We start from the raw sequence: 25,396 nt of genomic DNA on the forward strand, positions 1-25,396 counted from the left end.
GGTGCTCGAATCGGTGCATGACCCAGCACACCGACACCCCTCGATCGGGACACCCGATCGAGACGGTTCTGTGCTCCGTCCTCGACGAACTGAAGGGGCTGGTTGGGGTGCCGGTGTGGTCGATGGACGCTGCGACCACCGACCGGGTCGTGGTCCTGGCGGCCAAGGTCGCCGCCGGTGTCGCCGAGGTCGAGGCCCGGGCGGTCGGGCACGCCGGGACCCTGGAGCGTCCCGGTGCGGCTGGGTGTCGGAGCCTGAAGACCTGGCTCCAAGTCACCACCAACGTCACCGGCCGCAGCGCCGACCGCAAGGCCAAGCTCGCCGCTGCTCTGGGCGCGTGGGAGCCGACGCGTGCGGCGACCGCGCGGGGCGAGGTCCATGCTGAGCAGGCTCAAGCGATCGCGGACACGCTCGGACATCTCGATGACGACCTCAGCACCCACGACAAGCAACATGCGGAGGCGTTCCTGCTCGCCGAGGCGGCCGACCAGGACGCCGACGCCCTGGCCCACCTGGGCCACGAGATCTACCAACGTCTCGACCCCGAGAGTGCCGACGCCCGCGAAGCCCGGGCCCTGGAGGCCCAGGAAGCCCGAGCACGTCGCAAGACCCGTTTCTCCATGGGCAACGACGGTGACGGCATGACCCACGGACGGTTCTCCATACCGAGCCTGTACGGCGACATGCTCCGCAAAGCCCTCACGGCCCTGGCTGCACCGAAGCACGTGCGGGCTGAGCACGGCCCTAGGTCCTACGACTGGCAGACCCCGACCCCGGAGAGGATGGGACAGGCGTTTTGCGACTACATCGCCCGCTTCCCCGCCAAGCTGTTGCCGAAGCTCGGTGGATTGAACGCGACCGTCATCGCGATCGGTGACGCCGCCCTCCTCGAGGGCCAGGTCAAGTCAGCCAGGCTCGACACCGGCACCCCGATCAGCCACACCGAGTGGCTCCGGCTGGCGTGTGAGGCCGGGATCGTGCCGATGTGGATGGACGCCGACGGCACGTGCCTCTCCGTCGGTCGCCTGTACCGGCTCCACACCACCAAGCAACGCCTGGTCCTCATCGTCGAACGCCGGCACTGCGAGCACCCCGGCTGCCACATCCCCGGCTGGCTCTGCCACGTCCACCACCGCACCCCCTGGTCCCAAGGAGGCACCACCGACACCAAGACCGCCATGCTCCTGTGCCCGTTCCACCACCACCGCGCCCACGCCACCGGCGAGACCCACCCGCAACAGGAGCAGACCGGCATCCCTGCTGCCTGAACTCGGGTGGTCGCCGGGCAGGAGTTCGCCTCACCTCGATGTCGGGCGGAGCCCCCCGGAACGGCTAGGTGATCGACAGCAGGACCGCGGCCTCCGCTGCGGCCGCCCGCAGGTAGAACGAGCGCAGCTCGTCGTAGTGAGGGCCGAGGTACTCCTCGTACACATCGGGCTCGTCCCAGATCTGCGGGTAGAGCTCCGCGGCTCCCATGGCGTCGAGGTCGACGCGACGGCCCAGCGTCTCGCGGTCCATCGGCTCCAAGGCTGCGGCGACGTCGGCGACCTGTGCGGCGGTGAGGACGCGCGCCGGCCCGTAACCGACGTCCCCGCCCACTGGTTCACCGCCCAGGACGGCCAGCGACTCAGCGCCGACCGGGTGTGCGGCTCTCGCTCGACCCCGGCCGAAGCGCCACCGCCGCGCCTCGGTCGCCCGACCCTGGACCAGGTCCTCAGTGCCCGTGAGCAGGAAGTGGATACCGTGCCACGCCTTGTCGATGTCGATCGAGCGCCCATCGTCACCGGGCTGCTCCTCGATGAGCGCGCCCAGCGCGTCCTGAGACTCGTGCACGGCGGCGAGCTCGTCCGCGCGGAGCATGGTGGCAACGAGGATCATTCCCATGGGCCGGTCCTTCCCGGTACGGCTCCGACCAACCGCCGCCACGCACCTGATCCACATGGCGCGCCTGCACCCGCGCCCGCACGCTGACCGCGGCAGGGTCGGGCGGAGCCCGTACACGCGTGCTGCGAGGGCGGGGCAAGCCGACGTACCTGGCGTCCGTGGCATGTCACACCACTCCCTGGTCCTTCGCCCCCACCCCTCACCCGTCGTCCACGTGCCGGCGGGCCGTCGCCTGGCCGGGGCGTCGCGGAACGTCGGGACGTGTCGCCAGCGGGATGCAAGGAGGCGACAAGCGGCGGCTCTGATGCTGGGGCCATGTCCTCGTCGCGCCGACTGCTCGGCTTCCTCACTCTCGTGGCCTGCCTCGGCGGGCTGCTCACCGTCGCACCGACCGGCGCGGCGGCCCGGCCTGCACGCCCGGACCTACTGGTCGCCTCCAGCACCTTTGCGCCTGGGACGGTCAGGGCGGGCTCCGCCACCAGTGTCGGCTACGTGGTCCGCAACGCCGGGCGCGCCCGCGCCGGCAGGTCAGCCGTGCAGGTCGATCTGGTGGTTGGTTCGCGAGCGGTCCGGCTCGCGACCTCGACCCTCTCGGCCCTCGCGCCGCGAGCGACCCGACGCGGCGCTGTGTCGGCTCGCGTGCCCCCGGCGACCGCGACCGGGACCTACCCCGTGCGGGTGTGCGCCGACGTACGCCGTCAGGTCAAGGAGTCCTCCGAAGGCAACAACTGCCGGATCGTGGGATCCCTTCGGGTCACGGGCACGTCGAGCACGCCCCCGGTGACGCCGGTCCCGGAGCTTCCGACGATGGACCCGGGCACCACCCAGATCGACTCCTTCGCCGCGACGACGGCGTGGCCGGCCGACGAGAGCGCTGCCGTCACGGCCATCCGGGCGCGGTGCGGGTCGTGCATCCCGCGCGGGCCTTGACTCTGTCGGCCGCGCTGGCCTCGTTGCACGCCCGGCTGCAGTCCGACGCGGCCGACGGCGTACGCCGACTGCGTGCCTCACCGGCCTACGGCGACGTCGGCAAGCTCCAGGAGCTCGCCGTGGCCGGAACGACGCAGGCCGTGCCCGGGCTGGCCCTGGCCGCGCTGCTCCGCGCCGCCGAGCTCGAGCCGACCATCGCGACGCACCTCATCGACGCGGCCGCGATCGCGACGTCGGTCGGCATGCCCAACGAGGCGATCGCGCTCCTGGACGCCGCGGCGCAACGCACCTACCGCAAGCCGGCGTTGGGGATCCCGGTCCAGACGATCGCCGCCGTCGTACGCGGTCAGGCGCTGGTGATGACGGGCCGCCTCGCCGAGGCCCGGCCGTGGTTCGTCGCGGCCCGGCACGCGGCACCCGTGCTGACCGAGGCCGACGCGGGCCTGGCGACCGTGGAGGCCTGCAGCGGCCGCACCGCCGTGGCCGGTCGGTTCGTCGAGTCCTCGCGGGTCCGCACCCACACCGAGACGCCGCAGGGCCAGGACCCGGTCGAGATCGACCCGACCACGCACGTCGACCTGACCAAGGGGCGCCCGACGCCGCTGCGCAACCTGCCGATCGGGCAGACCCCGACCACCCTGGTCGGACTGCGCCAGACCTACCTCGACGTCCTCAACGACACCACCGGTGAGGTCGGCCGCCACCAGGCACGGGTCGACGCGGCCACGGCGCGGCTGGAGGCCGCCGACGCCAACAGCTCCGTCGCCGAGCGGCTGCGGCGCTCCTCGCTCGTCCACCTCGGTCAGAGCACGACCAACGGACGCGCCGAGGCCATCGAGGCGGAGATCGAGCAGGTCAAGGACCGGCTCCGGACCATCAGTGAGGAGTTCTGGGACGAGGCCAACGACTTCCACGGGCCGGGGGTCTTCCCGACGATCCGCGAGGACGCCGTCGCGGCGTGTGCAGGGTCCCAGGACCGCGACTGCGCCGAGGACTTCATCGTCGGGCAGTGCCGTCCCGCGCTGGTCGACGCGCACGGCCGCTGGAGGTCCGCCATGGGTCGCCTGGACACGCTCTCGGCCGAGCATCTCGACATCGTGTCCCGGCTGCGCAGCTCGATCGCAGCCAACCTCGACGAGCCGTCGGCGCACGAGCTCGTGCTGCTCGGCATCGCCGCCCTCGAGCGCCAGCACTACGACCAGCTCGCACACGAGGCCCTGCTCTGGGCGTCCGCGGCCGCCACCTTCGCCGACCTGTGCGTCGAGCCTGCACCGGGGACGCCGGAGCCGACCGAGGACGCACCGGACGTCGAGTCCCAGGACCCGTGCACACCCGGCGTCGCGGCCATCGCGTTCAAGACCAAGCTCGGCCCGGCCGAGATCAAGATCAACTGCGAGAAGATCCAGCAGGAGCTCTCGGCCGAGGTCCTCCCGTTCCTGTCCGCGTTCGGCGAGGTCTCCTACGACTTCCGAGCCGGCGCGATCACCGTCGTCGTGGGCGCCAAGACCAAGGTCGGCGGCGGCCCGCTCGAGGGCAGCTTCAAGTCGGGCGCCTACGTCAAGGTCGGCCAGGACGGCGTCCAGGACGTCGGTTGGCAGGTCGGGCCCGAGGTCACCTCGACCGCGGGCAAGATCGAGCTGACGACGTACAAGGACGAGATGGACATCTCTTTCGTGTCGGGTCTGTCGACCGGGTTCTGAGCTCCCCACCTGAGCGACACGTCCACCGACGTCGTCGCCACCAACGTCCGGTTCTGGGACGGCGAGGCTGCGGCGCACGGCCACGGCGATGACTACGACGACCCCTTGACGCGCTGGAGCGGTGGCGGTCATCGCTGAGCTACGTCGGGGCAGCAGCGGTCCGTGAGGCGGTCGGCGACGCGCCATGTCGGGCGGAGCCCGCAGGGCGGCAGAGTCGGGCGGAGGACGATGCCGGTCACGGTCAGTCGTTTTCACCGTTTGCCTGACAGACTCCGCGTCATGGATGAGGTCGCCGCGAAGGCACGGCTCCACCAAGACCTGCGTCAGGCACGAGCGGCCGTACTCGACAGGCTCAAGGGCCTCTCCGACTACGACGTCCGTCGTCCACTGACACCGACCGGGACCAACTTCCTCGGCCTCGTCAAACATCTCGCGACATGGGAGTCGCGCTACCTCGGCAACGTCATGGGCCGACCCTGTCCCGAGCCGATCCCCGCGTGGGACGACCGCTCAGCTCGCGGCAACGACATGTGGGCAACCGAGCTGGAGTCGCGCTCCCACGTCCTCGCACTTTTCGAGAGGGTGACCGCGCACTCGGACGCGACCATCAACGAATTGCCGCTCGATGCCCCCGGCCACGTCCCCTGGTGGCACGCAGACGTGACACTGCTCGACGTCGTCGCGCACCTCATCGGCGAAACACGCCAGCATGCGGGCCACGCAGACGTTCTGCGCGAGCTGCTTGACGGCGAGATCGGGTCTGGCCGACACACGAGCACAGTCGAAGACGACGAGCTGTTCTGGAAGCAGCGTTGGGCCGAGGTCGACCGGGTCGCTCGTACCGTGGCCTCGGATACCAACTGAGATTCCGAAGTCCGGTGATGTTGAGTCCAGGGAGTGCGACCGCCAATGGGAACGACAGCGCACTTCACGCGGCACGGTCACGCTGCACCCCGACGGCGGCATGGTCGGGCGGAGTGTTAGTTAGTGCCGGAATGCCCGCACGTCGGCTTCGGCTCTCTTGCAGACGACTTGTGACGCCCGCTCCGAGCGACGTAGATGTTGACCGCCAAGACAACGATCAATCCCAGCGGAGTCGACCAACCGGGTAGTTCCGGCAGGACGTCGGGATCTACCTCGCGAACGAGAACCGCGATCACGATGAGCGCTAGCAGCGTTCCGGTCGAGGCCAAGAACAGCCATCGTCGGGTAGTCAGCGGTCGGCCCACGGCATCAAGATACGGGGACGACCGCTCGATCCGGCTCCACCGGCCCGAGCCCCGCTGGGCGGCATGGTCGCGTGGAGCCCGCTGGGCAGCATGGCCGGGCGAAGCCCGCTGGGCCGTGAAAGCCTGCATTTGTGAGCGAAGAGCAATCAGTGATTGCCGCAGAGGGCACAGCCCCCAACGGGGACACGTGGTCAGTTAGGTACTCACCCCATGGGCTAGGTAATCGTCACTTCATGGCCCTCTTCGTGAACGGAGGCGAGCGCCAAGGTGGCTCCGGCTTCGACATTCCGGGGACAACCGAGATCGGGTTCGGGGGCGGCTTGAAGCGCGGGGAGGGCAACTACTACCTGTACGGCCTCACTACGTCCCGCATACGCGTGGTCCGCGCCGAAAGTCGGGACCAGGCCCACTCGTCCGAAGCAGAGACCGTAGCCCTTATAGAGGCGACAGCAGACGACGGAAGTCCCATGCGGTTCTTCGTTCTCGTCCGCCCGCCGGTTGACAACGTCACTGCCCTCATGGGCCTGGACCGAGATGGGCAGGTTGTGCAGCGCATCCCCCTACCCGGCCCGTTCGAGTAAGGACGGCGGCACGCACGCCCGACCGCCGCCAAGACCGCCCACTCTCGGCGGCATGGTCGGGCGGTTCGACGTACCCTCATCTCTTGTGACGAGCAGCAGAACGCGACGACGCTTCATCCTCGGAGCGGCAGTCGTTGGAGCGGTAGTGGGCTACCTACTGCTGCAACTCCTTGTCGACGGGCGGTATGACTTCCCCAACCAGTGCTCCCCGCAACCCGGGGGCGGCACCGCCTGCACCTTGCAGGGCTATGTTCCGCGCTCGTACTGGGTCGACGTTGGCGCCGGGAGCATCGGGGCCGTGGTCGCACTTCTCAGCGGCACGATGGTAGCCAGAGCACGTCGAGCGACGAGTGCAAGCGCAAGACCCGTCTGACACTGAGGTACTCATGCGCTGCGCGGCATGGTCGGGCGGGTAGCCCAGAGGTCGGCATAGACCTCCCGACCGTCGGGACCACGGGTGTCGGTGGTCTGCGCTGTCGCTGGCTCATGCGAACGGTCGTCCTGGGCGCGTCAATCGACGAGCGTCGAGTCCTGCTCGTGCATCGACGCGCGGACAAGTACGCCAACCCGGATGTGTGGGATTTGCCGGGGGTCTCGTCAAACCTGACGAGTCCGATGAGGGCGCGCTCGTTCGAGAGCTAGAAGAGGAACTGCGCGTTCAGGTTGCGACCGGACTGATGACTCTCATATGCCGAGATTGTAAGGCCAGCAGACGAGTCGATCGTTCTGTATGCCTGGCTCGTGAGTGACTGGACGGGCATTCCCGCGAACGTTGCGCCTGATGAGCACGACGGTCTGGGCTGGTTTGACCTAGAGGAACTGCCACCCCCGCCCCACATCGTCGTGCGCAAAGCCTTGGTGAAAGCGATGCGCAACCACTGCGGATCTACCCGCTCACGTGCTGGCTTCGTGTACGACTCACATGCGGGCCGTCCGGGGTAGATCCGGGCGCCGTCTTGTTCCGTGCGACCTACGGGACTACCTCGCCCAGGAGCACTCGCGCACCGGGATGAGGACCACACGTTCCGACGCTCGAGGCGCGGGCATCCGAGCACCAGCGTCGGCTCGGCAGCACCTAGGCAGCAGGGTGACTACTCAGCAGGGTCGGGCCGCTCTGACCTGCTGCGCGGGCGCGGTCGAGTACTTGAGGAGGTGGAATCCAAGAAGTTTCGAATGGACCTGTACCTCGTGTGTCCCTGCCTTGTGTCTACATGCGAGGGCAGTCCGACTGGCGGCTGCCGCACCTAGAGGAGGTTCTCGGGAAATGAATGCAGATATGCCCACCACAGAGGGGACTGACGACCAGAACATGGTTGTTGACGCACTTCGATTCAAGTTCACCCGTCGCCATGGCCTACTTGTCGGCGTCGCACTGGTCTTGGTCACCGCGGCGGCATGGGTCTTGTGGCCCGCAGGAGACGATGCCGCAGAGGCCAGCGGACCCGAGGTGTACATCGTCGCTACGTTCGACGGCGGGCTCGCATCCAGCCCCAGTAGCCATTCGCCCTCTAAAAGTGCAGCGGCAGCGAACGGCGTCAGCAGCGACTGGGCCGGTGACTGGGGAGCCAGCGAGGGCACTGAGGTCAAGCCGGACCTCAAGGGGCCGTACGGAACCACGCTGGTGGTGAAGAGCGTCTTCCCTGTCTGCTCCGGTGGAGCTGGCGGTACCGGCGTGACGATCGACGTACGGGCGCCCAACGGCGGCCCCGCGATCGGCGCGGTCTCCTACCTCCACCTCAACAACCTCGCGGTCAGTCCTGGACAGACGGTCTACCCCGACACAGTCCTCGGAGTAGTTGGTACCTACCCCGGCGCTGCGGAAGACTGCTGGGACGGAGCCCACGTGCATATCGAGGGATACAACTACTCCCAAGGCGACCAGTCCTGCTACTACGAGACAGCGGCCTCGCCTGGCGCGCGACTCGGACGAGTTGGCGGCTCCGACGTGCCGACCGGAGGGCCCCAGGCCTGCGCAGGGTGAATCCGTCACTAGGTCGATCCCTCAGGCGTGCCGCAACACTGACACCCCGCCCGAGCCCGCTGCCGCGGACGCCGCCAGGGGGATCGCTCAACTGTCAACGGCGTCGCTCTCGCGTGTCCTAACGGTCAGGCGACGTAGACACAACCCTCGCGAACCCTCGGGACCTTCGGCCCCGAGGGTTCGCTGCCAAGCTTTGGTTTGCGATCGAACACCGAACAAACTGGAGGGGGTAGCCGGCAGGTTGCTCGCGGATCACATCGACTGCGCAGCACCTTCTACGCAGAACGCTTCAACTCGCATCAGCAGGTCTGGGACCCTCTACCCGTGCGAAGCGACGAGGAGAGTGACTTCGTTGACTTCATGACTAGCACCACCGCACGTTTCTTCCGGTTCGCGTATCTCCTTACTGGAGACCCCCACGAAGCCGAGGAACTCCTACAGGATGCGTACGTGGCTGTCTACGGAAAGTGGCCGCACGTGCAGAAGGAGTACGAGCCCTCCTCATACATGTACACCACACTCCGACGGAAGTTCATAAATGGACGCACGGTTGGCTTCAGACGGTTTGAGAAGATCACCGACCGTCTCCCAGAGGTTGCAGATGAAGATCACGACATCAGCCGGCTACTCGACCATGACGAGGTTATGAACCTCCTCGGCGCACTCAGCGAGAAGCAGCGCTACGTCGTCGTCGCACGTTATTTCGCGGGGTTGAAGGTCCGGGAAGTAGCCATCGCAATGTCGACCAGCGAGGGCAACGTCGTACAACTTACCGCCCGGGCCTACAGGCTCATGCGGGCGGTCGCTGAACGAGAGGGGGGCCACGATGAGTGACGAGAATCTTCGCCGCTCACTCTCGGCAGCGGCCGATCGGCACGAGCCCGCTCCTGGCATCCACGAGCGAATCCTCTCGGCGGGGCGCAACAACGCCCATCGCAACCGCCGACTGAAACTCGCCGGATTCGCAGGAACTGCGGGAATCGCGGCACTTCTCATCATTGGGGTGTCCCTCATACCTCCTACTGAGAAGCCAAACCCGAACGATGGGTCTGGCAACGCCACTCAACCGCCTGACAGTCCCTCCACAGACCCGGGGCCAATCACTCTGAAGTTCGACGACCGCGGCGGCGGTTCCAAGACAATCAGGGTCTATGCAGGTCCAGCCGAGACCGAAGCCGACAGAGTAAGCACGGGGTCTTATCAATCAGGCCAGACGATCACTGCGCAATGTCGAGTCACAGGCCGAGACGTCACCGCAGACACCAGCGTCGGTGAGTCTCCCGGACGAAGCTCGACATGGATTCGGATCGACGCCAGTAGCCCGCAACCCCAGTTCGCCAGCCTCGTCTACGCCACCCTGCTGGACACATCGGGTCAGGCCGTAAGCGAGACGGGCCTACCTGCCTGCTGATCTCCGGCTGCTTCCGTCTTGCACCAGCAACCGGCCCCAGACCGCGAACAACCCCTCAACAGCTCGCATCGCTGCCAGTTCGCACCGGTATCTGCGGCCACGATCTCGCGCTACACCGCAGCCCAACATCGCGAAGTCAGCAATCAGCAGTCCGCCGTCCGCGGTGCCGAAGGTGCGTCACACGTCATTTGTAGCACCCAACCCTCGGCAAGACGGTCCGAGGCACGGTCGGGTGCGCCGACAGCGGCATGGTCGGGCGGCTTTACGTGCGACTATGCCGAGATGAGTGCCAGAGGGACCTATGCGGGGGTTGCAACGGCCTTACTGGCCCTCAGCGCCTGTGGCGGCGGCTCGGGTGAGCCGGACCCGCCACCCGCTCCTGTCGGAGAACCGGCAACGTGGTCGCCAGACGAGGGTGAGGAGCCGTCCGTGTCCGACACCTCTATCGACGTCGTGGTGAATCGTTTGAGCGGTGGGTGTGGTCCGACTGGTGATGTTGTCGACACGCTCGTCAAATTCGAGGAGGACCAGGTCGTAGTGACCTTGTTCGTGGAACCGTTGCCGACAGACGTTGCTTACGCCTGCATTGTCGGCGGCCCCGCGTTCGCCACACTGCGACTCGAGGAGCCCATTGGTGCCCGAATGCTGGTCGACGGACAGTGCCTTGACCCGACCTACGCTGACCAACCAACTTGCGCCTCGGGCGGGGTGCGCCTATCGCGATAGCGGCGGGCCCTCAGCGAGGCATGGTCGGGCGGAGCCCGCTGGGCGGCAAGGTCGGGCGCCTATTCGCCGGGCAGAGACTCGCCTTCGCGAAGGGTGCATCCGGCCTCAACTGCGTGCCATCCGTGCAGTCTCAGCCGCATCTCGAGTTGGTCTGTGTCGGCGAGCGTGAGGGCAGACCTGGTGGCCCTGACAGCAAGGAGCAGAGATACCCGCGCATCGCGGACGATCTGACCCAACTCCTCTGCCCACTCCACATCTCGGTTCTCCGGCGGCACCGTAATCAAGAGGATGTCGGCGCGCTGATCTGCTTGGCGAGCTTGCCTCATTGCCTCGCTGACTGACCGGCTGCTTTCATGCACCGTCACAGGCTATGAGACGCGTTCGCTTCCGAACGCGACCTCTGGCACGAGAGCGCACTCCGGGGCGGCATGGTCGTGCGGAGCCCGCGGGGCGGCACGGTCGGGCGGGCCGTCAGCGTCAGGACTCAGCCTGAATGGCTGACGAGCCTGCTTCCTCGCACCGGCTGCCGACCTTCTCTAACTCAGATTTCCACTGCGCTTGGACACTCTGTGATGGCCCGCCGTGGCCCGCCCGCTCGAAGTACAAGACTGGGAACGGCGTTAGCGGCGTGAGCGCGTCTGCAGCCTCGCCGTCTGACAGCGTTATCAGTTGGTTGAGTTGACCGATGAATTCGAACCACGCGAATGGACTTGGTTTGACCCCGACTCCCGGAATGAGCGGCCCCAAGATGTCGCAAGCCTCTTTCAGGTTCACAGGGACCAGAGACGGCATTACGAGTCCGGGCCCATCCGTGCGGTCGTTGGGTCCCGCCGGCTCCCTGCCGTAGACCGCGGGGGCTGTGCGCGACCCCGCGTTCTCAGCACCCTCGTCACCACACCCACCAAGGATGACGAAGATGAGGAGTAGTCCAACCGAACGACTGCGCACATGAGTCAGTCTGTCTGAGGGCTGTATCGACGCGCCCCACTCTCGGCATATGCGCGGCCCGCTGCTCGGCATGAGCGGGCGAGTCAGGTGTTAGGGCGTCCCGAGAGCGGTTGCGAACCAGGCGGGTTGTTGTAGCCCGCATCCCAGGTCAAGCGGCCTGCTGAATCCGTCCACACGATCTGCAGCGCGGACACGCCTCCGTACAAGGCCTCGACTGCGGTGAGGCCCGACGAGTCGTCTACCTGAATGACCGGCATCGCTGGACCGTCGGCTTCACTGGTCGGCTCGCCAGCCGTGAACCTGCCGCGTTCGCACACAACGATCTCGCCCACGATGTTGAGAAAGGCCTGACCGACTTCGGGCGGCAGCCCAGTCATCACGACCTCAGGGTGGCCATGCGCTGTAAGACCAACCGTATAGGAGAGGCACTCTGCGGGGTCCGCGCTGGCAACGTTGCGAACGGCCCAGCCGAAGCCGTCGATCTTCGCCCGAAGGTCATCGAGTGGGTTCACGCGAATGACCCTACGACCACCAGATGCTGCGCCCGGGAATCGGTATCGCAGTGCGCCGGACCCTCCATGGTCGGGCGGATCGCCCGCTGCCAGGGCGCCTCACACTGATGGTCGGGCGGAGCCCGTAGCTCAAGAATGCGCTCGATCTGTATGCCAGATGTCGTTTCCTACTGACATGCCGGGCCGGCCCCGCGCGGCACGACGTCGACACCGCATGCTGTGACGGCTGGAGTCACTGCGGGCTGCGTGAGACCAGGGTTTGCTGTGGTGGCGTGATCTCACACTGCTGAGGCTCGAGTGGCATCCCAATAGGCCAACTGGACCTCATCGAAGCGTGTCTCTAGTGCCTCCAGGCCCGCCGAGTTCCGGTAGTCCCGTTCCGCCTCGGTGATCGGGATCAACCAGAGAAAGTCGACGTGTAGATCGCCCACGTGGCAGGTCTGCAAATCGGGTCCGTACGGGTAGGGCAGCGACACGAGTAGGCGATCACAACGAGACCTGGGTAGCCATGGCTCGCTAATGGGAAGGACGTGCCCAGTTCCGAGCTTTCCGCCCTCGTTGTAGAAGACAGTCATGGCAAGAAGCTCGACGGCGCGCATGTCGTCGGTGGCGGTACAGAGAATGAACTCGGTTCCCCGCTGCTGGCCCTCCGTTGCGGCCCAGCCGCCGACCGTGATGTAGGTCCAAGCGTCACCCCTTGCCTGCGGAGGCACGCGCAGGACGCGGAAGTGCGGGTTAGTTTCGGAGATGGGTCCCACGGGCCAGGTCAGAGAAGTGATCTTCCCTCGTGAGCCTCGGGGCCATCGTTTGGCCTTCCTGTCGAAGAATCGACGTACGTGCTCCTCGAGCGCCCCGCATACGTCGTCGCCAGGGTGAAGGTCAGGCACTCGGCCATTCTATGGCGGGGTCAATCAGCACCGGAACAGACAAGTGTGGCGCGAACGCGACGGGCGGCATGGTCGGGCGGAGCCCGCTGGGCGGCATGGTCGGGCGGAGCCGACGAACGGCCCGAGCAGCGGGAGAGTGAGCGTGGGTGCGCGGGGACTTAGTCGTGCTCGACCCGGTAGCGCAGGACCACTGCCGGGGATCCGTCGAACTGGGTAACGCCCATGAGTCGTAGGCCGGTCGTGGGCACACCGTCGAAGACTGGGGTGTCACCGGCGACGATCTTGGGTCCGACCATCAGGTGCAGTTGATCGACCAGGCCGTGCGCCAGGAGGTCGGACCACACGGTGCGGCTGCCGAAGATGACGGTGTCGCCCTCGGCCTCGCGCAGTTGCGAGACGGCTCGGTGGGCGTCGCCGCGCCGGACGATGGTGGTCTGCTCGCGCCACGGGTCGGTGTCGTCGGAAGTCATCGAGTCCGAGACCACGATGACCGGAAGGCCCTCGGCCATCTTGGTGGCGATGCGCTGCTCAGCTGCTGAGGCGTCAGGGTTGTCCGGCACCTGGGGCCAGTAGCTGACCATTTGTCGGTAGGTGGTGGCGCCGTACAGGACCTGTGCGGCGCCGGCGATCTGCTCGGCGTTGTGCTCGTTGAAGCTCTCGTCGAGCGGCATGACGGAGATGTCGCCGCCGGAGCCCTCGGCGTACCCGTCGACGCTGACGGCTGTTGCCACGATGACTTGACCCATGGAGCCCTCCAAGGACGGTGGTTGAATCGGGGACGCACGCGGTGGTGCGAATACGCTACGAAGTTGCCTGTGACCGGACGCCACCCGGGCGGGGGGTGGCCGTGACGGCGGTGGCCGGGTGGCCAGGTGCCAGCTGCTAGGTGCCAGGTGCCAGGTGCCAGGTGCCAGGTGGCCGGTTAGGCCTCGACGAGGGTGATCGCGTTGCCGTCGGGATCGAGCACTCGGGTGACCGCGCTGACCACCTCACCCGCGGCCACCTCGAGCTCGATACCGCGGCCGCGGACTGCCTCGGCAGCCGCGGCGAGGTCGTCGAACATCAGGGTCACTAGACCGCCGCCGGCGCGGTCGGCGTCGAGCACGATTTGCAGCACGCCATCACCTAGGTCCCACTGAGCGAGCCCGGGCATGGGCGATGCCGACGGAGAGGTGCCCAAGAGACGCTCGTAGGAGTGTTGCGCGGCGTCGAGGTCACCGACAGGAACCGCTGCCAGCACGGCCGTCACGGGCAAGGAGTCGTCGTCAATGCCGCATTCAGACCTGACCGGCCCGTCAAACTCATCGTTCGTGCGGCGGCGCGTCGCCGTTGCTGGTCAGTGCAGTGGGGCCGCCGGTCGATCCGCCCGCAACTCGGCATGTGCGCGGGACGCGGCATGGTCATGCGGAGCCTGGTTCGCAGCCAAGTGCGCGATGTGCGCTTGAGTGGCGCCGTCTCTCCCTGCGGTCTCCGCGGGGTTGCCGCCGTCGCGGTTGACCGGGTTGGTCGGCCCGGTCGCCTCTCAGGCAGTCGTGGTGTGGCGTCGCGGTCGCTGACCCGGCACTAGCTGCACCAGGGTCGTCAGGAGGAAGAACGCCTCCTCCGCAACGTCCCACCACGTGATGTCGACCCTGACCTCGTAGGCGTAGAGCAGGCCGCCGGTCCAGACCACGGCCACCTGTGCGAGCAGTACCGGAGTCCGGAGCCGGAAGGTGGAGAAGCACCAAACCAGCACGAGAGCACCATCAGCAGGTAGTCGAGGATCACCACGCCGGCCACCTCGCCCGACACCTTCGACTCGGCTCCGACCCGACCCACGTCGGCCACCAGAGACTCCATCATCACCGCCAGAACCGGTACGGCAAAGACGAACGAGAGCAGGCGCGGTTGAGCCGGTTCAATCATCGTCTGACACTAAGCACGGACGTACGCCGCCGCCTCGCCCGGACGCGCGAGGAGCTGCGGGTGCGCCGCCGCACTGCCCGGCAGCATCGCAGAACTCGCGGCTACTAGTTCCGCTCCCCGACCCGAGTAGGTCAACTAGGGTCCCGGTCATGGCGGATCGAGAAGAACAGCGTGTCCTGGCAGTCCTCGACGGACGGGCGCCGGACAGCGGCTGGGGCTACGTCATTTTCGCGGCGATCTTCGGGTTCCTCGGCCTCGTGTTCGCTGCTGACGGCGACGCCGAGGATGTGGCCGCTGTGCTGTTGGCGCTCGGGGGGCTCTTCGGGGCCATCGGCTCAGTGGCCGTGGGCGTCACGCTTGGGACGCGGCGCGCGGACTACCGCCGTGCTGAGGACTACGTGCGCTACGTCGAGGCAAGCCTGAAGAAGCCGTAGGGCTAGCGGCGTACTCGGATCAGGGCCACATCCGCCTCGAGCAGACGCCCGGTCGCCGTCCGACTCTCGGCATGGTCGGGCACACTCCTCGAATGAGGCTGACCCCGAACGACATCATCGAGGCGCTTGTCGACGAACTCGTGATGGGCGAACTTGGCGAGCAGCATGACTCGCTCAGGCTCGCTCGCGAGGCATCAGGGGTCCTCACGCTTGACTATGGCGAGGCTGGCCGGTTCCGCCTCGAAGTCACCTCTGTCGACTCGTAAGCCAACGCCCGACTCTCGGCATGTGCGGGCGGACCTGGCTCGGCGGCTCGTCGGACGATTGACGGGTGCGCCCGGCCGCCTGGTCACGAGACAATGGGGGACATGTTCCCCAGGCCGATGACCGCCCGCGAGCGGGCCGTGCTGACAGCCCCGCTGTCTGTGCACTTCGACGGTGTCGAGCGACTACGGGCACAGGCACCCAGTGCTCAGGTCGTCGGCGATTGTGCCTGTGGATGCCCGTCCATCGACTTCGTCGAGGGACGCGGCAACGGCATGCGCCTGGTCGTGAACGCCGGGGTCAAGGACTCAGACACCTTCGACGGGGCTGTTCCTCTAGACGGCGGACCTCCCAGAGACCGGCGAGGTTCTGGGCGGTATCGAATGGGTGGGGCAGAGTGAGTCGGACCCGGAAAGCTCCCAGCACCTGAGGCTCTGACCATCACGCCGACCACGGCGTAGGTCGTCCGATCCTGCTCGCGTGCAGTCCCCTGCCATGGATCCGGCAGTTGCGTGACCGATGGAATCGGCCCGGGATGATCGGGCGGCGGGCGCCTCCGGGGTCGCAGGATGGGAGGCGACAGGAGGGACCCCAGAATGATCGCTGTCCTCAACCTCGCCGTGGATGACGTGGAGTCGCAGCTCGAGTCCGACCCGTCCGCTTCGGTCGTTGCCGCGGGTGTGGCCACGCGCGCCGGCACCACGGAGCACCACCTTCGTCGGATGTTTTCCTCGCTGGCCGCGATGCCGCTGTCGGAATACGTACGTCGGCGCAGGATGTCCCACGCTGCTGCCGACCTCGTGGCGACCGACGACGCCCTGCTCACCATCGCCGTCCGATACGGCTACGGCTCGGCTGAGGCGTTCGGCCGAGCCTTCCGCGCCGTGCACGGTGTAGGTCCCAGCGAGGCACGACGTGACGGAGGTCCCCTGCGCACACAACCACGGATCAGGTTCCGCCTGACCGTCGAAGGGAGCATCCCCATGGACACCCGCATCGTCACCCTGCCGCCCGTCCGCCTCATCGGCCACGCCACACGCGTGCCGCTGATCCACGAAGGCGTCAACCCGCAGGTCGCCGAGCACGTCGCCAGCATCACGGTCACCGAGGTCGTCCGGCTCAAGAGCCTCAACGACACCGAACCGTCAGGGGTCCTCGCAGTCAGCGACGACCTCGACCCCGACCGGGCCGAGGGAAGCAACCTGACCTACCTCCATGGCGTGGCCACGACCAGGGCAGCGCCCACGGACCTCGACGAGATCGAGGTACCAGCGGGAACCTGGGCAGTCTTCCGTACCGACGGCCCGCACCCGACTGCACTGCAGGACGCCTGGGCAGCGACAGCAACCACGTGGTTCCCATCGCAGCCGTGGCGGCTGCGCCCCGGGCCCGAGATCGTGGCCACGATCGACTTCGATCCCGATGCCGGGACCGCCATGTGCGAGCTCTGGCTGCCAGTTGAGCCTCGGTAGAGCCTCGGTCGAAGCGGCGCCCGGCGTCCTGTGCAGGACCGAGGTGAGGTCCGCGAACCGGGGGGCCCGCACAGGGACACACGCTGTCACGCCAGGCGCTGCTCGACGATCGCGATGAACTCGTCGGCCATGGCCAGCTGGGTGACGAGCTTACGGCGGCGCTCGACGGCCTCCCGCTGCACCAGGGCGAGGCGCTCACGGGCCGCAGCGTGGTCGGCGCCGGCCGTGCCGAGGGTCTCGAGGTCGAGCAGGGCAGCCTTCATCTCGCCGAGGGTGAAGCCGAGCGGTTTCATCCGGCGGACGGCCAGGATGCGCTCCACGTCGACCTCGGTGTAGAGGCGGAACCCGCCGTCGGTGCGCCCCGAGGGACGCAGCAGCCCGACCTCGTCCCAGTGCCGCAGGCTGCGCAGCGACAACTCGGTGCGCTCGGCGACCTCACCAATGTGCATCGACCGCGCTGGCGGCGTCTCCTCGGTCGGCACGTTGTCAACCTTACCCTTACGTGAGGGTAGGGTTGCGGCCGACGCGATCCGGCAGGGGACGCCGGGCCGGACGGAGCACCTCGTGAGCAGCGCACCGCCCCCAGCGCCTACGGTGCTGGCCGCCCTACGCTCTCCTCGACTTCTGCGCACCGAGGTCCTTGCCGGCCTGGTCGTCGCCCTGGCGCTCATCCCCGAGGCGATCTCGTTCTCGATCATCGCCGGTGTCGACCCGCGGATCGGGTTGTTCGCGTCGTTCACCATGGCGGTGAGCATCTCGTTCCTCGGCGCCCGGCCGGCCATGATCTCCGCGGCCACCGGGGCCGTCGCCCTGGTGGTCGCCCCGGTCGTGCGCGACCACGGTTACGACTACCTCGTCGCGACGGTGCTCCTCGGCGGCGCGATCCAGGTCGTCCTCGCCCTGGCCGGGGTGGCCCGGCTGATGCGCTTCATCCCGCGGTCCGTCATGGTCGGCTTCGTCAACGCTCTGGCGATCCTGATCGTCGCGGCGCAGGTCGACCACCTGGTCGACGTGCCGTGGCTGGTCTACCCGATGACCGCCGTCGGCATCGCCGTGATCGCGGGCCTGCCGCGCGTGACCCAGGTCGTGCCGGCCCCGCTGGTCGCCATCGTCGCGCTGACGGCGTTCACGTTCCTCGCCGCGATCGACGTACCCGACGTCGGCGACGAGGGCACGCTGCCGAGCAGCCTGCCGACACTGTTCCTGCCCGACGTGCCGTTCACCCTCGACACCCTCCGGATCATCGCGCCCTACGCGATCGGCATGGCCCTCGTCGGCCTCCTCGAGTCGCTGCTGACGGCCAAGCTCGTCGACGACATCACCGACACCCGTTCCGACAAGACGCGCGAGGCCTGGGGACAGGGCGGCGCCAACCTCGGCACCGGCCTCTTCGGGGGCATGGGCGGCTGCGCGATGATCGGCCAGACGATGATCAACGTGAACGTGTCCGGTGCGCGCACGCGGATCTCGACGTTCCTCGCGGGCGTGCTCCTGCTCGTCCTGGTCGTCGGCTTTGGCGACGTGGTCTCGCTCATCCCGATGGCCGCGCTGGTCGCCGTGATGATCATGGTCTCGGTCGGCACGTTCGACTGGCACTCGATCCGACCCGCGACCCTGCGCCGGATGCCCGGGTCGGAGACCGCGGTCATGCTCGCCACGGTCGCCGTCACCGTGGCGACCGGCAACCTCGCGATCGGCGTCGGGGTCGGCGTCCTCGTCGCGACGACCCTCTTCGCCCGCCGGGTCGCCCACCTCACCGAGACCCGCCGCGAGGTGGTCGACACCGACGGTCGCAGCACCGCAGTCTACCGCGTCACCGGCGAGCTGTTCTTCGCCTCGAGCAACGAGCTCGCCGCCCAGTTCGACTACGCCGCCGATCCCGACGACGTCGTCATCGACCTCACCGCCTCGCACATCTGGGACGCCTCCACGGTCGCCACCCTCGACGCGATCACGACCAAGTACGCCCGGCTGGGCAAGACCGTCGAGATCGTCGGCCTCAACCAGCCGAGCGCCGACCGGCACCAGCGCCTGAGCGGCCAGCTCCCGGCCCACTGAGCCACGGATCACCAGGACGAGCGCACCAACGGGCTGTCCAGCGCAGCGGTCCCGGACTTCACGGGCCGGAACAGCGAGGCCGGCCGACCCCGCCCGGCCGCGCGCAGCTCACCGGTGGGCTCGACCCAGTCGAGGCTCGCCCGTACCTTGCGCTGGAAGTTGCCGGCGTCGAGCGGGCGACCCCAGACGACCTCGTAGACCGAGCGCAGCTCGGCCAGGGTGAACTCCTCGGCCAGGAACGCCGTCGCGACGGCGGTGTACTCGAGCTTGGAGGCCAGCCGCTCGACGGCGTCGTCGAGGATCTCCTCGTGGTCGAACGCCAGACCGGCCCGGCGTACGTCGGCCACCGCACGCCACGCGGCCGACGCCGCGTCCGTCCCGGCGACCGGCGACACCGGCTCGGACAGGACCGCGAGGTGGGCGACCGACACCGTCCGGGCCCGTGGGTCGCGGGCCGGCGCCCCGTAGGACCTCAGCTGCTCGAGGACCGGCTCGTCGACGCCGGTCTCCTCGCGCAGCTCGCGCCGAGCAGCCTCCTCGAGGGTCTCGTCGGGGAGCACGAACCCACCGGGCAGCGCGAGGGCTCCGCGGAAGGGCCCGACACCCCGTTCGACCACCAGCACCACGAGCTCGTCGTCGGCGATCGTGAACGCAGCGACGTCGACGGCGACATAGCTGACGGGGTGGCGGGGCATGACGGTGACTTTAGTTGTCGGGTTGACAAGAAACAATGACCGGCGCACACTTGTCACACAGACAATAAAGGAGTGAGGTTCATGGACTGGACCGAGATCGCCGCGTTCGCCACCGGCGCCGTGTGCGTCTACCTCGTCGTGCGGCAGCACATCGCCAACTTCGCCGTCGGCATCGCCAACAACGTGCTCTTCATCTGGCTCTTCGTCGGAGCCGGGCTCTACGCCGACGCCGGCCTCCAGGTCGTCTACATCGGGCTGGCGGCGCTCGGCTGGTGGTGGTGGCTCAAGGGTGGCGCCCAGCGCACCGGCGTCGAGGTGCACGACCCCTCCCCCGCGGCCCTCGTCGCCTGCGTCGCGGCGGTCGGCGTCATCACCGCCGTCCTGCAGTGGGTGCTGCTCACCTGGACCGACTCGAGCGTCGCCGGGTGGGACGCGCTGACGACGGCGCTCAGCCTGGTCGCGCAGTTCATGCTGTCGCGCAAGTGGATCGCCAACTGGTGGTTCTGGATCGCCGCCGACCTCGTCTACATCCCGCTCTACGCCCACAAGGGGCTGTGGCTGACGGCGGTGCTCTACGTGCTGTTCCTCGGGCTCTGCGTCGCCGGTCTCGTGCAGTGGCGTCGGGCGCGCGACCTCCGCGAGGAGCAGCCCGCCCAGGCGGTCGCCGCGTGACGGGGTCGAAGCGGTTCCGGCACGGCCTGGTCCTGGGCAAGTTCTGGCCGCTGCACGCCGGCCACCAGCACCTGATCGACGAGGCGCTCGCCGCCTGCGACCGCGTGACCGTGCAGCTGCTGGCCACCCGCGCCGAGGACGTCCCGCTCGCCGTGCGGGCCGCGTGGCTCCGCGAGCTGCACCCGGCGGCGCAACTCGTGGCGGCGTACGACGAGACCCCGGTCGACTTCGACGACCCGGCGGTCTGGGACCTCCACATGGCGGTCATCGAGGAGCACCTCGACGCGCCGGTCGACGCCGTCCTCACCTCCGACGACTACGGCGCCGAGCTGGCCCGGCGGCTCGGCGCGGCCTGGGTGCAGGTCGACCCCGGCCGGCGCGACGTGCCGGTCTCGGGCACGGCCGTGCGGGCCGACCCGGGCAGCCACTGGGCGTTCCTGGCGCCGCCCGTCCGCGCCCACTACGTACGCCGGGTGGTCGTCACCGGCGCCGAGTCGACCGGCTCCACGACGCTCGCCCAGGCACTGGCCGAACGGCTCGGCTGCCCGTGGGTGCCCGAGTACGGCCGCCACTGGTCGGAGGTCCGGCCCGGGGGCCTCGAGGCGCCGTGGCGCACCGACGAGTTCGTCCACATCGTGCGCGAGCAGTGCGCGGCCGAGGACGCCGCGGCCCGGACGACCCCGGTGCCGTGGCTGGTCTGTGACACCGACGCCCAGGCCACGACGCTGTGGCACGAGCGCTACGTCGGCCACCTCTCCCCCGTCGTCGCCGAGGCGGCCACGGCGCAGGTGCGGCCCTGGGCCCGGATCCTCTCCGGCGACGAGATCCCCTGGGTGCAGGACGGCATGCGCGACGGCGAGGAGATCCGGCACACCATGCAGGACCGGTTCCGCGCCACGCTCGACGACGACGGCGTCCCCTGGCTCGAGGTCACCGGCAGCGTCGAGGCGCGCGTCGAGCAGGCGCTCGCCTTCGTCGCGCGGCCTCAGCCGGCCGCCGCCCCGGCGTAGACCGTGTCCTCCTGGTCGGGGATCACCGAGCCGTCGGGCCGGTGCACCGGACGCTCCCTGCCGCGGGCGTCGACGTAGGCCGTGGTCGTGCAGGGGTAGGGCTCAGGCAGGCGCGGCAGCGGCTCGATGAACATCGGGTTGACGGCCCATCGCCCGTCGGCGTTGTCGTAGGCCACGCACATCAGCTCCTCGCTGTTGCGGTTGAGCGCGATGTGCACGCCGGTGGCGTCCTTGAGCATCGAGACGTCGGTCGTGGCGTCGCCACCCGAGATCACCGGGCGCTGGGCGCGGGGCATCGGCCGCAGCGCACGCGGGCCCTGGACCCCCAGGATCCGCTTGTTGATGAAGCAGCGCTTGCCGTCGATGTAGGTCATGATCGCGTCCGCTCCGTCGGGGACGCCGCCGCAGCCCTCGAGGTGGCCGTTGAGCCGGCCGCGGGTGCGCAGCTGGAAGACGCCGAGCGTGTGGGCACGGTCGATCCCGACGCCGCGGCCCCAGACGTCGGCGAACTCCTTGGGCGAGGCCGAGACGATCCACGGCTCGATCCCGGCACGCTTGAGCGTGCGGACCAGGTCGCGCATCACCGGGTAGTAGCGGATCCACGCCGTCTCGCGGCTGGAGCCCACCTTCTGCGTCGCCCCGATCGGCGCCTTCAGCGCGGCCGTGCGGGCCTGGTTGGCGATCCGGCGCACCTGGGCAGGGGTGTATCCCTGCAGGATCTGGCCGACCCAGGCGTACGACGCCTCGATCCGGCGGTGCGGGAACCCGGCGAACACCGGGTCGCCGTCGGTGGTCTCCTTCTCGGTGCGGACCGACAGGATCTCGTCGGCGCACCGCACGTGGGTGCTGGTCGGCAGCGGCGTGCCGGGCCGGGCGAGCCGCCCGCACGCCCGCCGCAGGGCGCGCGCGCCCTCGTCGGTCATGAAGCGGCTGGTCGTGCGCCAGTCGCGCCCGGGCGGCTGCAGGACCTTGTCGTGGCCCAGCATCCAGAAGATCGTCTGGTCGGAGATGTCGTTCTTGATCATCGTGTTGTCCCAGTCGAAGACCGCGTAGGGCTTGACCTTCGGCGCCTTGCCCCCGGGCCAGCCGCACCGGCCGCGCCGGTCGATGACGCGTTGGATCATCTCTGCGTTGTCGCCGTACCACCGGTCGGCGAGGCGCAGCTGCGGGCAGTCCGCACGGGCGGCGGTCGCCGGGGTGGGTGCGGTCGACGCGGGCGGCGCCGAGGCGCTCCCCGGCGGCGTCAGCAGGGTCGCGCTGACGACGATCGTGGTGGTGATGGTGGTGAGTGTGGTGAGCAGCAGCCGGATTGGCGTACGACGACGCATGTGGGTCCCTCCCGAGAACGAGCCTTCGTGCGACGTTGCCACACCGGAGCCGTCAAGGCGAGGGACCCGCGCCTCGCCGCTGTCCTAGCCCCGTGCGAACACGTCGTTGACGGCGTTGGTGTCGCCGGCCGCGAAGTTGGTTGCCACCGACACGAACGCGAGCCTCGATCCGTCGGTGCTGAGCGCCGCCGACCGGGATTGAGCGTTGCCCTGCGAGCCGTCGGTGGCCAGCGAGATCCGGGTCGTGGCACCGGTCGCCCGGCGCCACAGGAACACGTCGTCACGGCCGTTGGTGTCGCCCGCGACCAGATCGGCAGCGGTGGAACGGTAGGACACGACCGTCCCGTCACTGCTGACGTCGACGTTGGTCGACGTACCGGTGGCACCGGCCCCGCCGGGCGTCGTCGACACCTGGGTCGTCGTCCCGGCCGTGAGGTCACGAGCGAAGACGTCGCGCCGGTCGTTGGCGTCGCCGGTCACCAGGTCGGTGGCGAGCGACTCGAAGGCCACCACGCTCCCGTCGCCGCTGATCGCCGGCTCGAGCGACGAGGCGTTGCCGGAGGTGCCCGAAGCCGTCGCGGACACCAGCGTGGTGACGCCGGTCGACGCCCGCCAGACGAAGACGTCGAGCTTGCCGTTGGCGTCCCCAGTGACCAGGTTGTCGGCCCCCGAGTCGAAGGCGACGGTCTGGCCGTCGGCGCTGACGCTCGGGCTGTACGACGACCCCTGGGTCGCACCCCCGTCGGCTGCCCTCGAGACGAGGTCGGTCGTGCCGGTCGTGCGGTCCCAGCGGTAGACGTTGAAGTGCTGCGTCGGGGTGGCCACCAGGTCGCGTGCCTGCGAGGGGAACACGACGTAGCGACCGTCGCCGCTGATCTCGGCATTGCCGCCGTCGACACCACCGGCCGCGGTCCCGTCGAGGGACTCGGAGGCCAGGGCGTAGAGGCCGGTCGTCGCGTCCCAGACGTAGACGTCGCGGTCGAGGTTGTCGTCGGCGGCCACGAGCGGGTCGTCGCAGAGGAAGGCGACGTAGCGACCGTCGCTGCTGATCGTCGGGCTGATGGCCTGGTCCGCCACCTGGTCGGCCCCGCTCGGCGTGATCCGGGTCGTGGTGCCGGTCTGCCGGTCGTGGCGGAAGACGTCGAACGCGTTGTTGGTGTCCCCCGCCACCAGCGTGCTCGCGAGCGAGTCGAAGACGACGTAGCGACCGTCGCCGCTGATGTCGGGGCGGTCGGACTGCTGGTCGCCCTGGGTGCCGCTCGTCGAGACCGAGACCCGCGTCGTACCGCCACCGCCGCCGCTGCCGCCGCTGACCGTGAGGGTGACCGGGGCACTCGCCGCGGCGGGCGCACCGCGGAACGCGAGCGTCACGGCGCGGTAGGTCGTCGCGCCCGCCGACGACGGCGTCACCCGCAGCGCCGCCGTACCGCCGGGGGTCTGCCGACCGGTCGCGACCGTGGTCCACGACGAGCCGGCGAGCCGCTGGACCTGGACGGACCGGCCCGCCCGCGCCGGCGCGAAGCCGGCGGTCGCGGTGAACGCCGTGCCGACCGTCGCGGCGCTCGGTACGGCGAGCCGAGCGGTCTGGGCGACCGGACGCACGGGCAGGACCGCCGTGGTGGCGGCCTTGAGCCGCCGCGACCTCACCGCCGGGGCGAGCACCCGCAAGCGGGTCGCGACCGCCGGCCCGCGGGTCGCGAACCGGAAGGCACCGCTCGCCGCCGACTGGGCCTTGGCGACCACGACCCATCGCACCCCGGACGCGCGCTGCAGCTGCAACGGGCGCCTGCCGCCGGGCACCGAGCCGGCGACGACGGCGTCCTCGCCCGCGATCGGGCGCGCCGGAGTGAGCGTGATCCGCGCCGGTGCCGCCTCGGCGGAGGGCGTGGGCAGGACGAGCGAGCTCAGGAGGATCGCCAGCACCGCGGCGACGAAGGGACGCATGAGGTCGGATCATCCGTCGCCCCCACGGGCAGGTCAACGGCCGGACCAGACCGGTGCCGGCCCGCCGGGAGGAACGGTCAGGCGGTCGCGCCCTCGACGAGCGCCGGGAGCGACGAGGCGAGCAGCTGCAGCAGCTCGGCGCGGGAGACGCCGGCGGGGTCGGCGACCCACGACAGCACGAGCTCCTCGGCCATCGCGGCCCAGCCGCGCACGAGCAGCCGGATCGCGGGGGTGTCGGGGATCAGGTCGGCCTGCGCGTCCTCGGTGAAGATGCGGTCGGTCAGCACGCCTCGGGCCTCGTCGTAGATCGCGCGCAGGGTCTCGTTGCCGCCCTGGGCGCCCTTGACCAGCGACACGTAGCCGGCGTGGTTGGCCTCGACGTAGTCGACGTAGGCCGTCATCGACGCAGCCAGCGTCGCGAGCGGGTCACCGGCGTCGGGCTGGGGAGCGGTCTGGGCGACGAGGTCGTCGACGGCCCGGCGCACGACGGCCTCGTGGAAGGCGTGCTTGTTGCCGAAGTAGTGGTAGAGCAGGCCCCGCGAGATGCCGGCCTCCTCGGCGAGCAGGTCGATCGAGAGCTCGTCGAGGGAGCGGTCGGCGAGCAGCCGGACGCCGAGGTCGAGCAGCTGGGCCCGACGCTCGTCCGGAGTGAGACGGATGCGTGTGCTGGCGGTCACGGACCCCACTCTATTGACGTTTGTTCAATAACGCCAGTACGGTCGTGGACATGAAGGTCTCGACAAGCTCGACCACCGAGGTGCGCTCGACCACCGAGGTGGACCACCTCGTCATCGGAGCCGGCTTCGCCGGGCTCTGCGCCGCGAT

General features: G+C 69.0%; 26 protein-coding genes. 15 read left to right on the top strand and 11 right to left on the bottom strand.

Annotated elements, in window-relative coordinates:
• Positions 1–122: 122 nt before the first annotated feature.
• Entirely contained in the window at positions 123–1,268 is a 1,146-nt protein-coding gene (locus Q7T52_RS07750) for an HNH endonuclease signature motif containing protein (protein WP_304801095.1), read from the top strand.
• A 64-nt stretch (positions 1,269–1,332) separates the two neighbouring features.
• Here Q7T52_RS07750 and Q7T52_RS07755 read toward each other — a convergent pair whose 3' ends face one another.
• A complete protein-coding gene (locus Q7T52_RS07755; RefSeq protein WP_304801097.1) occupies positions 1,333–1,884 on the bottom strand; it encodes a YfbM family protein in 552 nt (183 codons plus the stop codon).
• Between the two features lie 315 nt (positions 1,885–2,199).
• Between Q7T52_RS07755 and Q7T52_RS07760 the strand changes: the two genes are divergently transcribed.
• The 8 genes from Q7T52_RS07760 (at position 2,200) to Q7T52_RS07790 (ending at position 10,442) form a co-directional block, all read left to right on the top strand.
• Entirely contained in the window at positions 2,200–2,814 is a 615-nt protein-coding gene (locus Q7T52_RS07760) for a CARDB domain-containing protein (protein ID WP_304801100.1), read from the top strand.
• Positions 2,811–4,514, top strand: a complete 1,704-nt coding sequence (locus tag Q7T52_RS07765) for a hypothetical protein (protein WP_304801102.1) — start codon at positions 2,811–2,813, stop codon at positions 4,512–4,514. The genes Q7T52_RS07760 and Q7T52_RS07765 overlap by 4 nt, the downstream gene beginning before the upstream one ends.
• 279 nt (positions 4,515–4,793) lie before the next feature.
• Positions 4,794–5,378 (top strand): DinB family protein, encoded by a 585-nt coding sequence (locus Q7T52_RS07770; protein ID WP_304801104.1) that lies wholly within the window; start codon positions 4,794–4,796, stop codon positions 5,376–5,378.
• Positions 5,379–5,976: 598 nt separating this feature from the next.
• Positions 5,977–6,324, top strand: coding sequence for a hypothetical protein (locus Q7T52_RS07775; RefSeq protein ID WP_304801106.1), 348 nt, complete (start codon positions 5,977–5,979; stop codon positions 6,322–6,324).
• A gap of 575 nt (positions 6,325–6,899) precedes the next feature.
• Entirely contained in the window at positions 6,900–7,073 is a 174-nt protein-coding gene (locus Q7T52_RS20630; RefSeq protein WP_370692308.1) for an NUDIX domain-containing protein, read from the top strand.
• A 527-nt stretch (positions 7,074–7,600) separates the two neighbouring features.
• Complete coding sequence (locus Q7T52_RS07780; protein WP_304801109.1) at positions 7,601–8,305, top strand: M23 family metallopeptidase; 705 nt, start codon at positions 7,601–7,603, stop codon at positions 8,303–8,305.
• A 324-nt stretch (positions 8,306–8,629) separates the two neighbouring features.
• Positions 8,630–9,139 (top strand): RNA polymerase sigma factor, encoded by a 510-nt coding sequence (locus tag Q7T52_RS07785; RefSeq protein WP_304801111.1) that lies wholly within the window; start codon positions 8,630–8,632, stop codon positions 9,137–9,139.
• Between the two features lie 1,006 nt (positions 9,140–10,145).
• Positions 10,146–10,442: a hypothetical protein gene (locus tag Q7T52_RS07790; RefSeq protein WP_304801113.1), complete on the top strand. Its 297-nt coding sequence runs from the start codon at positions 10,146–10,148 to the stop codon at positions 10,440–10,442.
• Between the two features lie 1,031 nt (positions 10,443–11,473).
• Here Q7T52_RS07790 and Q7T52_RS07795 read toward each other — a convergent pair.
• The 5 genes from Q7T52_RS07795 to Q7T52_RS07815 all read right to left on the bottom strand — a co-directional run bounded on the left by Q7T52_RS07795 (position 11,474) and on the right by Q7T52_RS07815 (position 14,524).
• Positions 11,474–11,902, bottom strand: coding sequence for a DUF4262 domain-containing protein (locus Q7T52_RS07795; protein WP_304801115.1), 429 nt, complete (start codon positions 11,900–11,902; stop codon positions 11,474–11,476).
• Between the two features lie 278 nt (positions 11,903–12,180).
• Positions 12,181–12,660: a suppressor of fused domain protein gene (locus Q7T52_RS07800; RefSeq protein ID WP_304801116.1), complete on the bottom strand. Its 480-nt coding sequence runs from the start codon at positions 12,658–12,660 to the stop codon at positions 12,181–12,183.
• Positions 12,661–12,947: 287 nt separating this feature from the next.
• Entirely contained in the window at positions 12,948–13,535 is a 588-nt protein-coding gene (locus Q7T52_RS07805; protein ID WP_304801118.1) for a dihydrofolate reductase family protein, read from the bottom strand.
• A 176-nt stretch (positions 13,536–13,711) separates the two neighbouring features.
• Positions 13,712–14,038, bottom strand: a complete 327-nt coding sequence (locus Q7T52_RS07810) for a VOC family protein (RefSeq protein WP_304801120.1) — start codon at positions 14,036–14,038, stop codon at positions 13,712–13,714.
• Positions 14,039–14,311: 273 nt separating this feature from the next.
• Positions 14,312–14,524, bottom strand: coding sequence for a hypothetical protein (locus tag Q7T52_RS07815; protein WP_304801121.1), 213 nt, complete (start codon positions 14,522–14,524; stop codon positions 14,312–14,314).
• Between the two features lie 319 nt (positions 14,525–14,843).
• On the opposite strand from Q7T52_RS07815, the gene Q7T52_RS07820 reads away from it, so the two are divergent.
• The 3 genes from Q7T52_RS07820 (at position 14,844) to Q7T52_RS07830 (ending at position 16,864) form a co-directional block, all read left to right on the top strand.
• On the top strand, positions 14,844–15,128 hold the full coding sequence (locus tag Q7T52_RS07820) for a hypothetical protein (protein ID WP_304801124.1): 285 nt from the start codon (positions 14,844–14,846) through the stop codon (positions 15,126–15,128).
• A gap of 92 nt (positions 15,129–15,220) precedes the next feature.
• Positions 15,221–15,394 (top strand): hypothetical protein, encoded by a 174-nt coding sequence (locus Q7T52_RS07825; RefSeq protein WP_304801126.1) that lies wholly within the window; start codon positions 15,221–15,223, stop codon positions 15,392–15,394.
• A 594-nt stretch (positions 15,395–15,988) separates the two neighbouring features.
• Complete coding sequence (locus Q7T52_RS07830; RefSeq protein ID WP_304801128.1) at positions 15,989–16,864, top strand: GyrI-like domain-containing protein; 876 nt, start codon at positions 15,989–15,991, stop codon at positions 16,862–16,864.
• An 86-nt stretch (positions 16,865–16,950) separates the two neighbouring features.
• Here Q7T52_RS07830 and Q7T52_RS07835 read toward each other — a convergent pair whose 3' ends face one another.
• A complete protein-coding gene (locus Q7T52_RS07835) occupies positions 16,951–17,346 on the bottom strand; it encodes a MerR family transcriptional regulator (protein ID WP_304801131.1) in 396 nt (131 codons plus the stop codon).
• A gap of 112 nt (positions 17,347–17,458) precedes the next feature.
• On the opposite strand from Q7T52_RS07835, the gene Q7T52_RS07840 reads away from it, so the two are divergent.
• A complete protein-coding gene (locus Q7T52_RS07840; RefSeq protein ID WP_304801133.1) occupies positions 17,459–18,922 on the top strand; it encodes a SulP family inorganic anion transporter in 1,464 nt (487 codons plus the stop codon).
• Positions 18,923–18,930: 8 nt separating this feature from the next.
• Here Q7T52_RS07840 and Q7T52_RS07845 read toward each other — a convergent pair whose 3' ends face one another.
• Positions 18,931–19,617, bottom strand: a complete 687-nt coding sequence (locus Q7T52_RS07845) for an NUDIX domain-containing protein (protein WP_304801136.1) — start codon at positions 19,615–19,617, stop codon at positions 18,931–18,933.
• Positions 19,618–19,698: 81 nt separating this feature from the next.
• Between Q7T52_RS07845 and pnuC the strand changes: the two genes are divergently transcribed.
• The gene (pnuC, locus tag Q7T52_RS07850; protein WP_304801138.1) at positions 19,699–20,289 is read left to right on the top strand and encodes a nicotinamide riboside transporter PnuC; all 591 of its coding nucleotides are present in this window, start codon (positions 19,699–19,701) and stop codon (positions 20,287–20,289) included.
• Positions 20,286–21,299 (top strand): AAA family ATPase, encoded by a 1,014-nt coding sequence (locus Q7T52_RS07855; protein WP_304801140.1) that lies wholly within the window; start codon positions 20,286–20,288, stop codon positions 21,297–21,299. Before pnuC ends, Q7T52_RS07855 begins: the two co-directional genes overlap by 4 nt.
• Here the strand turns inward: Q7T52_RS07855 and Q7T52_RS07860 are convergent.
• The 3 genes from Q7T52_RS07860 to Q7T52_RS07870 all read right to left on the bottom strand — a co-directional run bounded on the left by Q7T52_RS07860 (position 21,275) and on the right by Q7T52_RS07870 (position 25,248).
• Positions 21,275–22,627 carry an HAD family hydrolase gene (locus Q7T52_RS07860; protein WP_304801142.1) on the bottom strand — a complete coding sequence of 451 codons (1,353 nt, stop codon included), beginning with the start codon at positions 22,625–22,627 and terminating at the stop codon, positions 21,275–21,277. The genes Q7T52_RS07855 and Q7T52_RS07860 overlap by 25 nt on opposite strands.
• Before the next feature lie 84 nt (positions 22,628–22,711).
• On the bottom strand, positions 22,712–24,571 hold the full coding sequence (locus tag Q7T52_RS07865) for a hypothetical protein (RefSeq protein ID WP_304801144.1): 1,860 nt from the start codon (positions 24,569–24,571) through the stop codon (positions 22,712–22,714).
• Between the two features lie 77 nt (positions 24,572–24,648).
• The gene (locus Q7T52_RS07870; RefSeq protein ID WP_304801146.1) at positions 24,649–25,248 is read right to left on the bottom strand and encodes a TetR/AcrR family transcriptional regulator; all 600 of its coding nucleotides are present in this window, start codon (positions 25,246–25,248) and stop codon (positions 24,649–24,651) included.
• Positions 25,249–25,396 lie beyond the last annotated feature (148 nt).

The sequence above is a fragment of the Nocardioides sp. genome, from assembly GCF_030655615.1.
In the GTDB taxonomy this organism is placed as follows: domain Bacteria; phylum Actinomycetota; class Actinomycetes; order Propionibacteriales; family Nocardioidaceae; genus Nocardioides.

Coding starts and splice junctions, on each gene's coding strand:
- Q7T52_RS07750 (WP_304801095.1), top strand. CDS start 123: ATGGACGCTGCGACCACCGACCGGGTCGTGGTCCTGGCGGCCAAGGTC.
- Q7T52_RS07755 (WP_304801097.1), bottom strand. CDS start 1,884: ATGGGAATGATCCTCGTTGCCACCATGCTCCGCGCGGACGAGCTCGCC.
- Q7T52_RS07760 (WP_304801100.1), top strand. CDS start 2,200: ATGTCCTCGTCGCGCCGACTGCTCGGCTTCCTCACTCTCGTGGCCTGC.
- Q7T52_RS07770 (WP_304801104.1), top strand. CDS start 4,794: ATGGATGAGGTCGCCGCGAAGGCACGGCTCCACCAAGACCTGCGTCAG.
- Q7T52_RS07775 (WP_304801106.1), top strand. CDS start 5,977: ATGGCCCTCTTCGTGAACGGAGGCGAGCGCCAAGGTGGCTCCGGCTTC.
- Q7T52_RS07780 (WP_304801109.1), top strand. CDS start 7,601: ATGCCCACCACAGAGGGGACTGACGACCAGAACATGGTTGTTGACGCA.
- Q7T52_RS07805 (WP_304801118.1), bottom strand. CDS start 13,535: ATGGGTCAAGTCATCGTGGCAACAGCCGTCAGCGTCGACGGGTACGCC.
- Q7T52_RS07820 (WP_304801124.1), top strand. CDS start 14,844: ATGGCGGATCGAGAAGAACAGCGTGTCCTGGCAGTCCTCGACGGACGG.
- Q7T52_RS07825 (WP_304801126.1), top strand. CDS start 15,221: ATGAGGCTGACCCCGAACGACATCATCGAGGCGCTTGTCGACGAACTC.
- Q7T52_RS07830 (WP_304801128.1), top strand. CDS start 15,989: ATGATCGCTGTCCTCAACCTCGCCGTGGATGACGTGGAGTCGCAGCTC.
- Q7T52_RS07845 (WP_304801136.1), bottom strand. CDS start 19,617: ATGCCCCGCCACCCCGTCAGCTATGTCGCCGTCGACGTCGCTGCGTTC.
- pnuC (WP_304801138.1), top strand. CDS start 19,699: ATGGACTGGACCGAGATCGCCGCGTTCGCCACCGGCGCCGTGTGCGTC.
- Q7T52_RS07860 (WP_304801142.1), bottom strand. CDS start 22,627: ATGCGTCGTCGTACGCCAATCCGGCTGCTGCTCACCACACTCACCACC.
- Q7T52_RS07865 (WP_304801144.1), bottom strand. CDS start 24,571: ATGCGTCCCTTCGTCGCCGCGGTGCTGGCGATCCTCCTGAGCTCGCTC.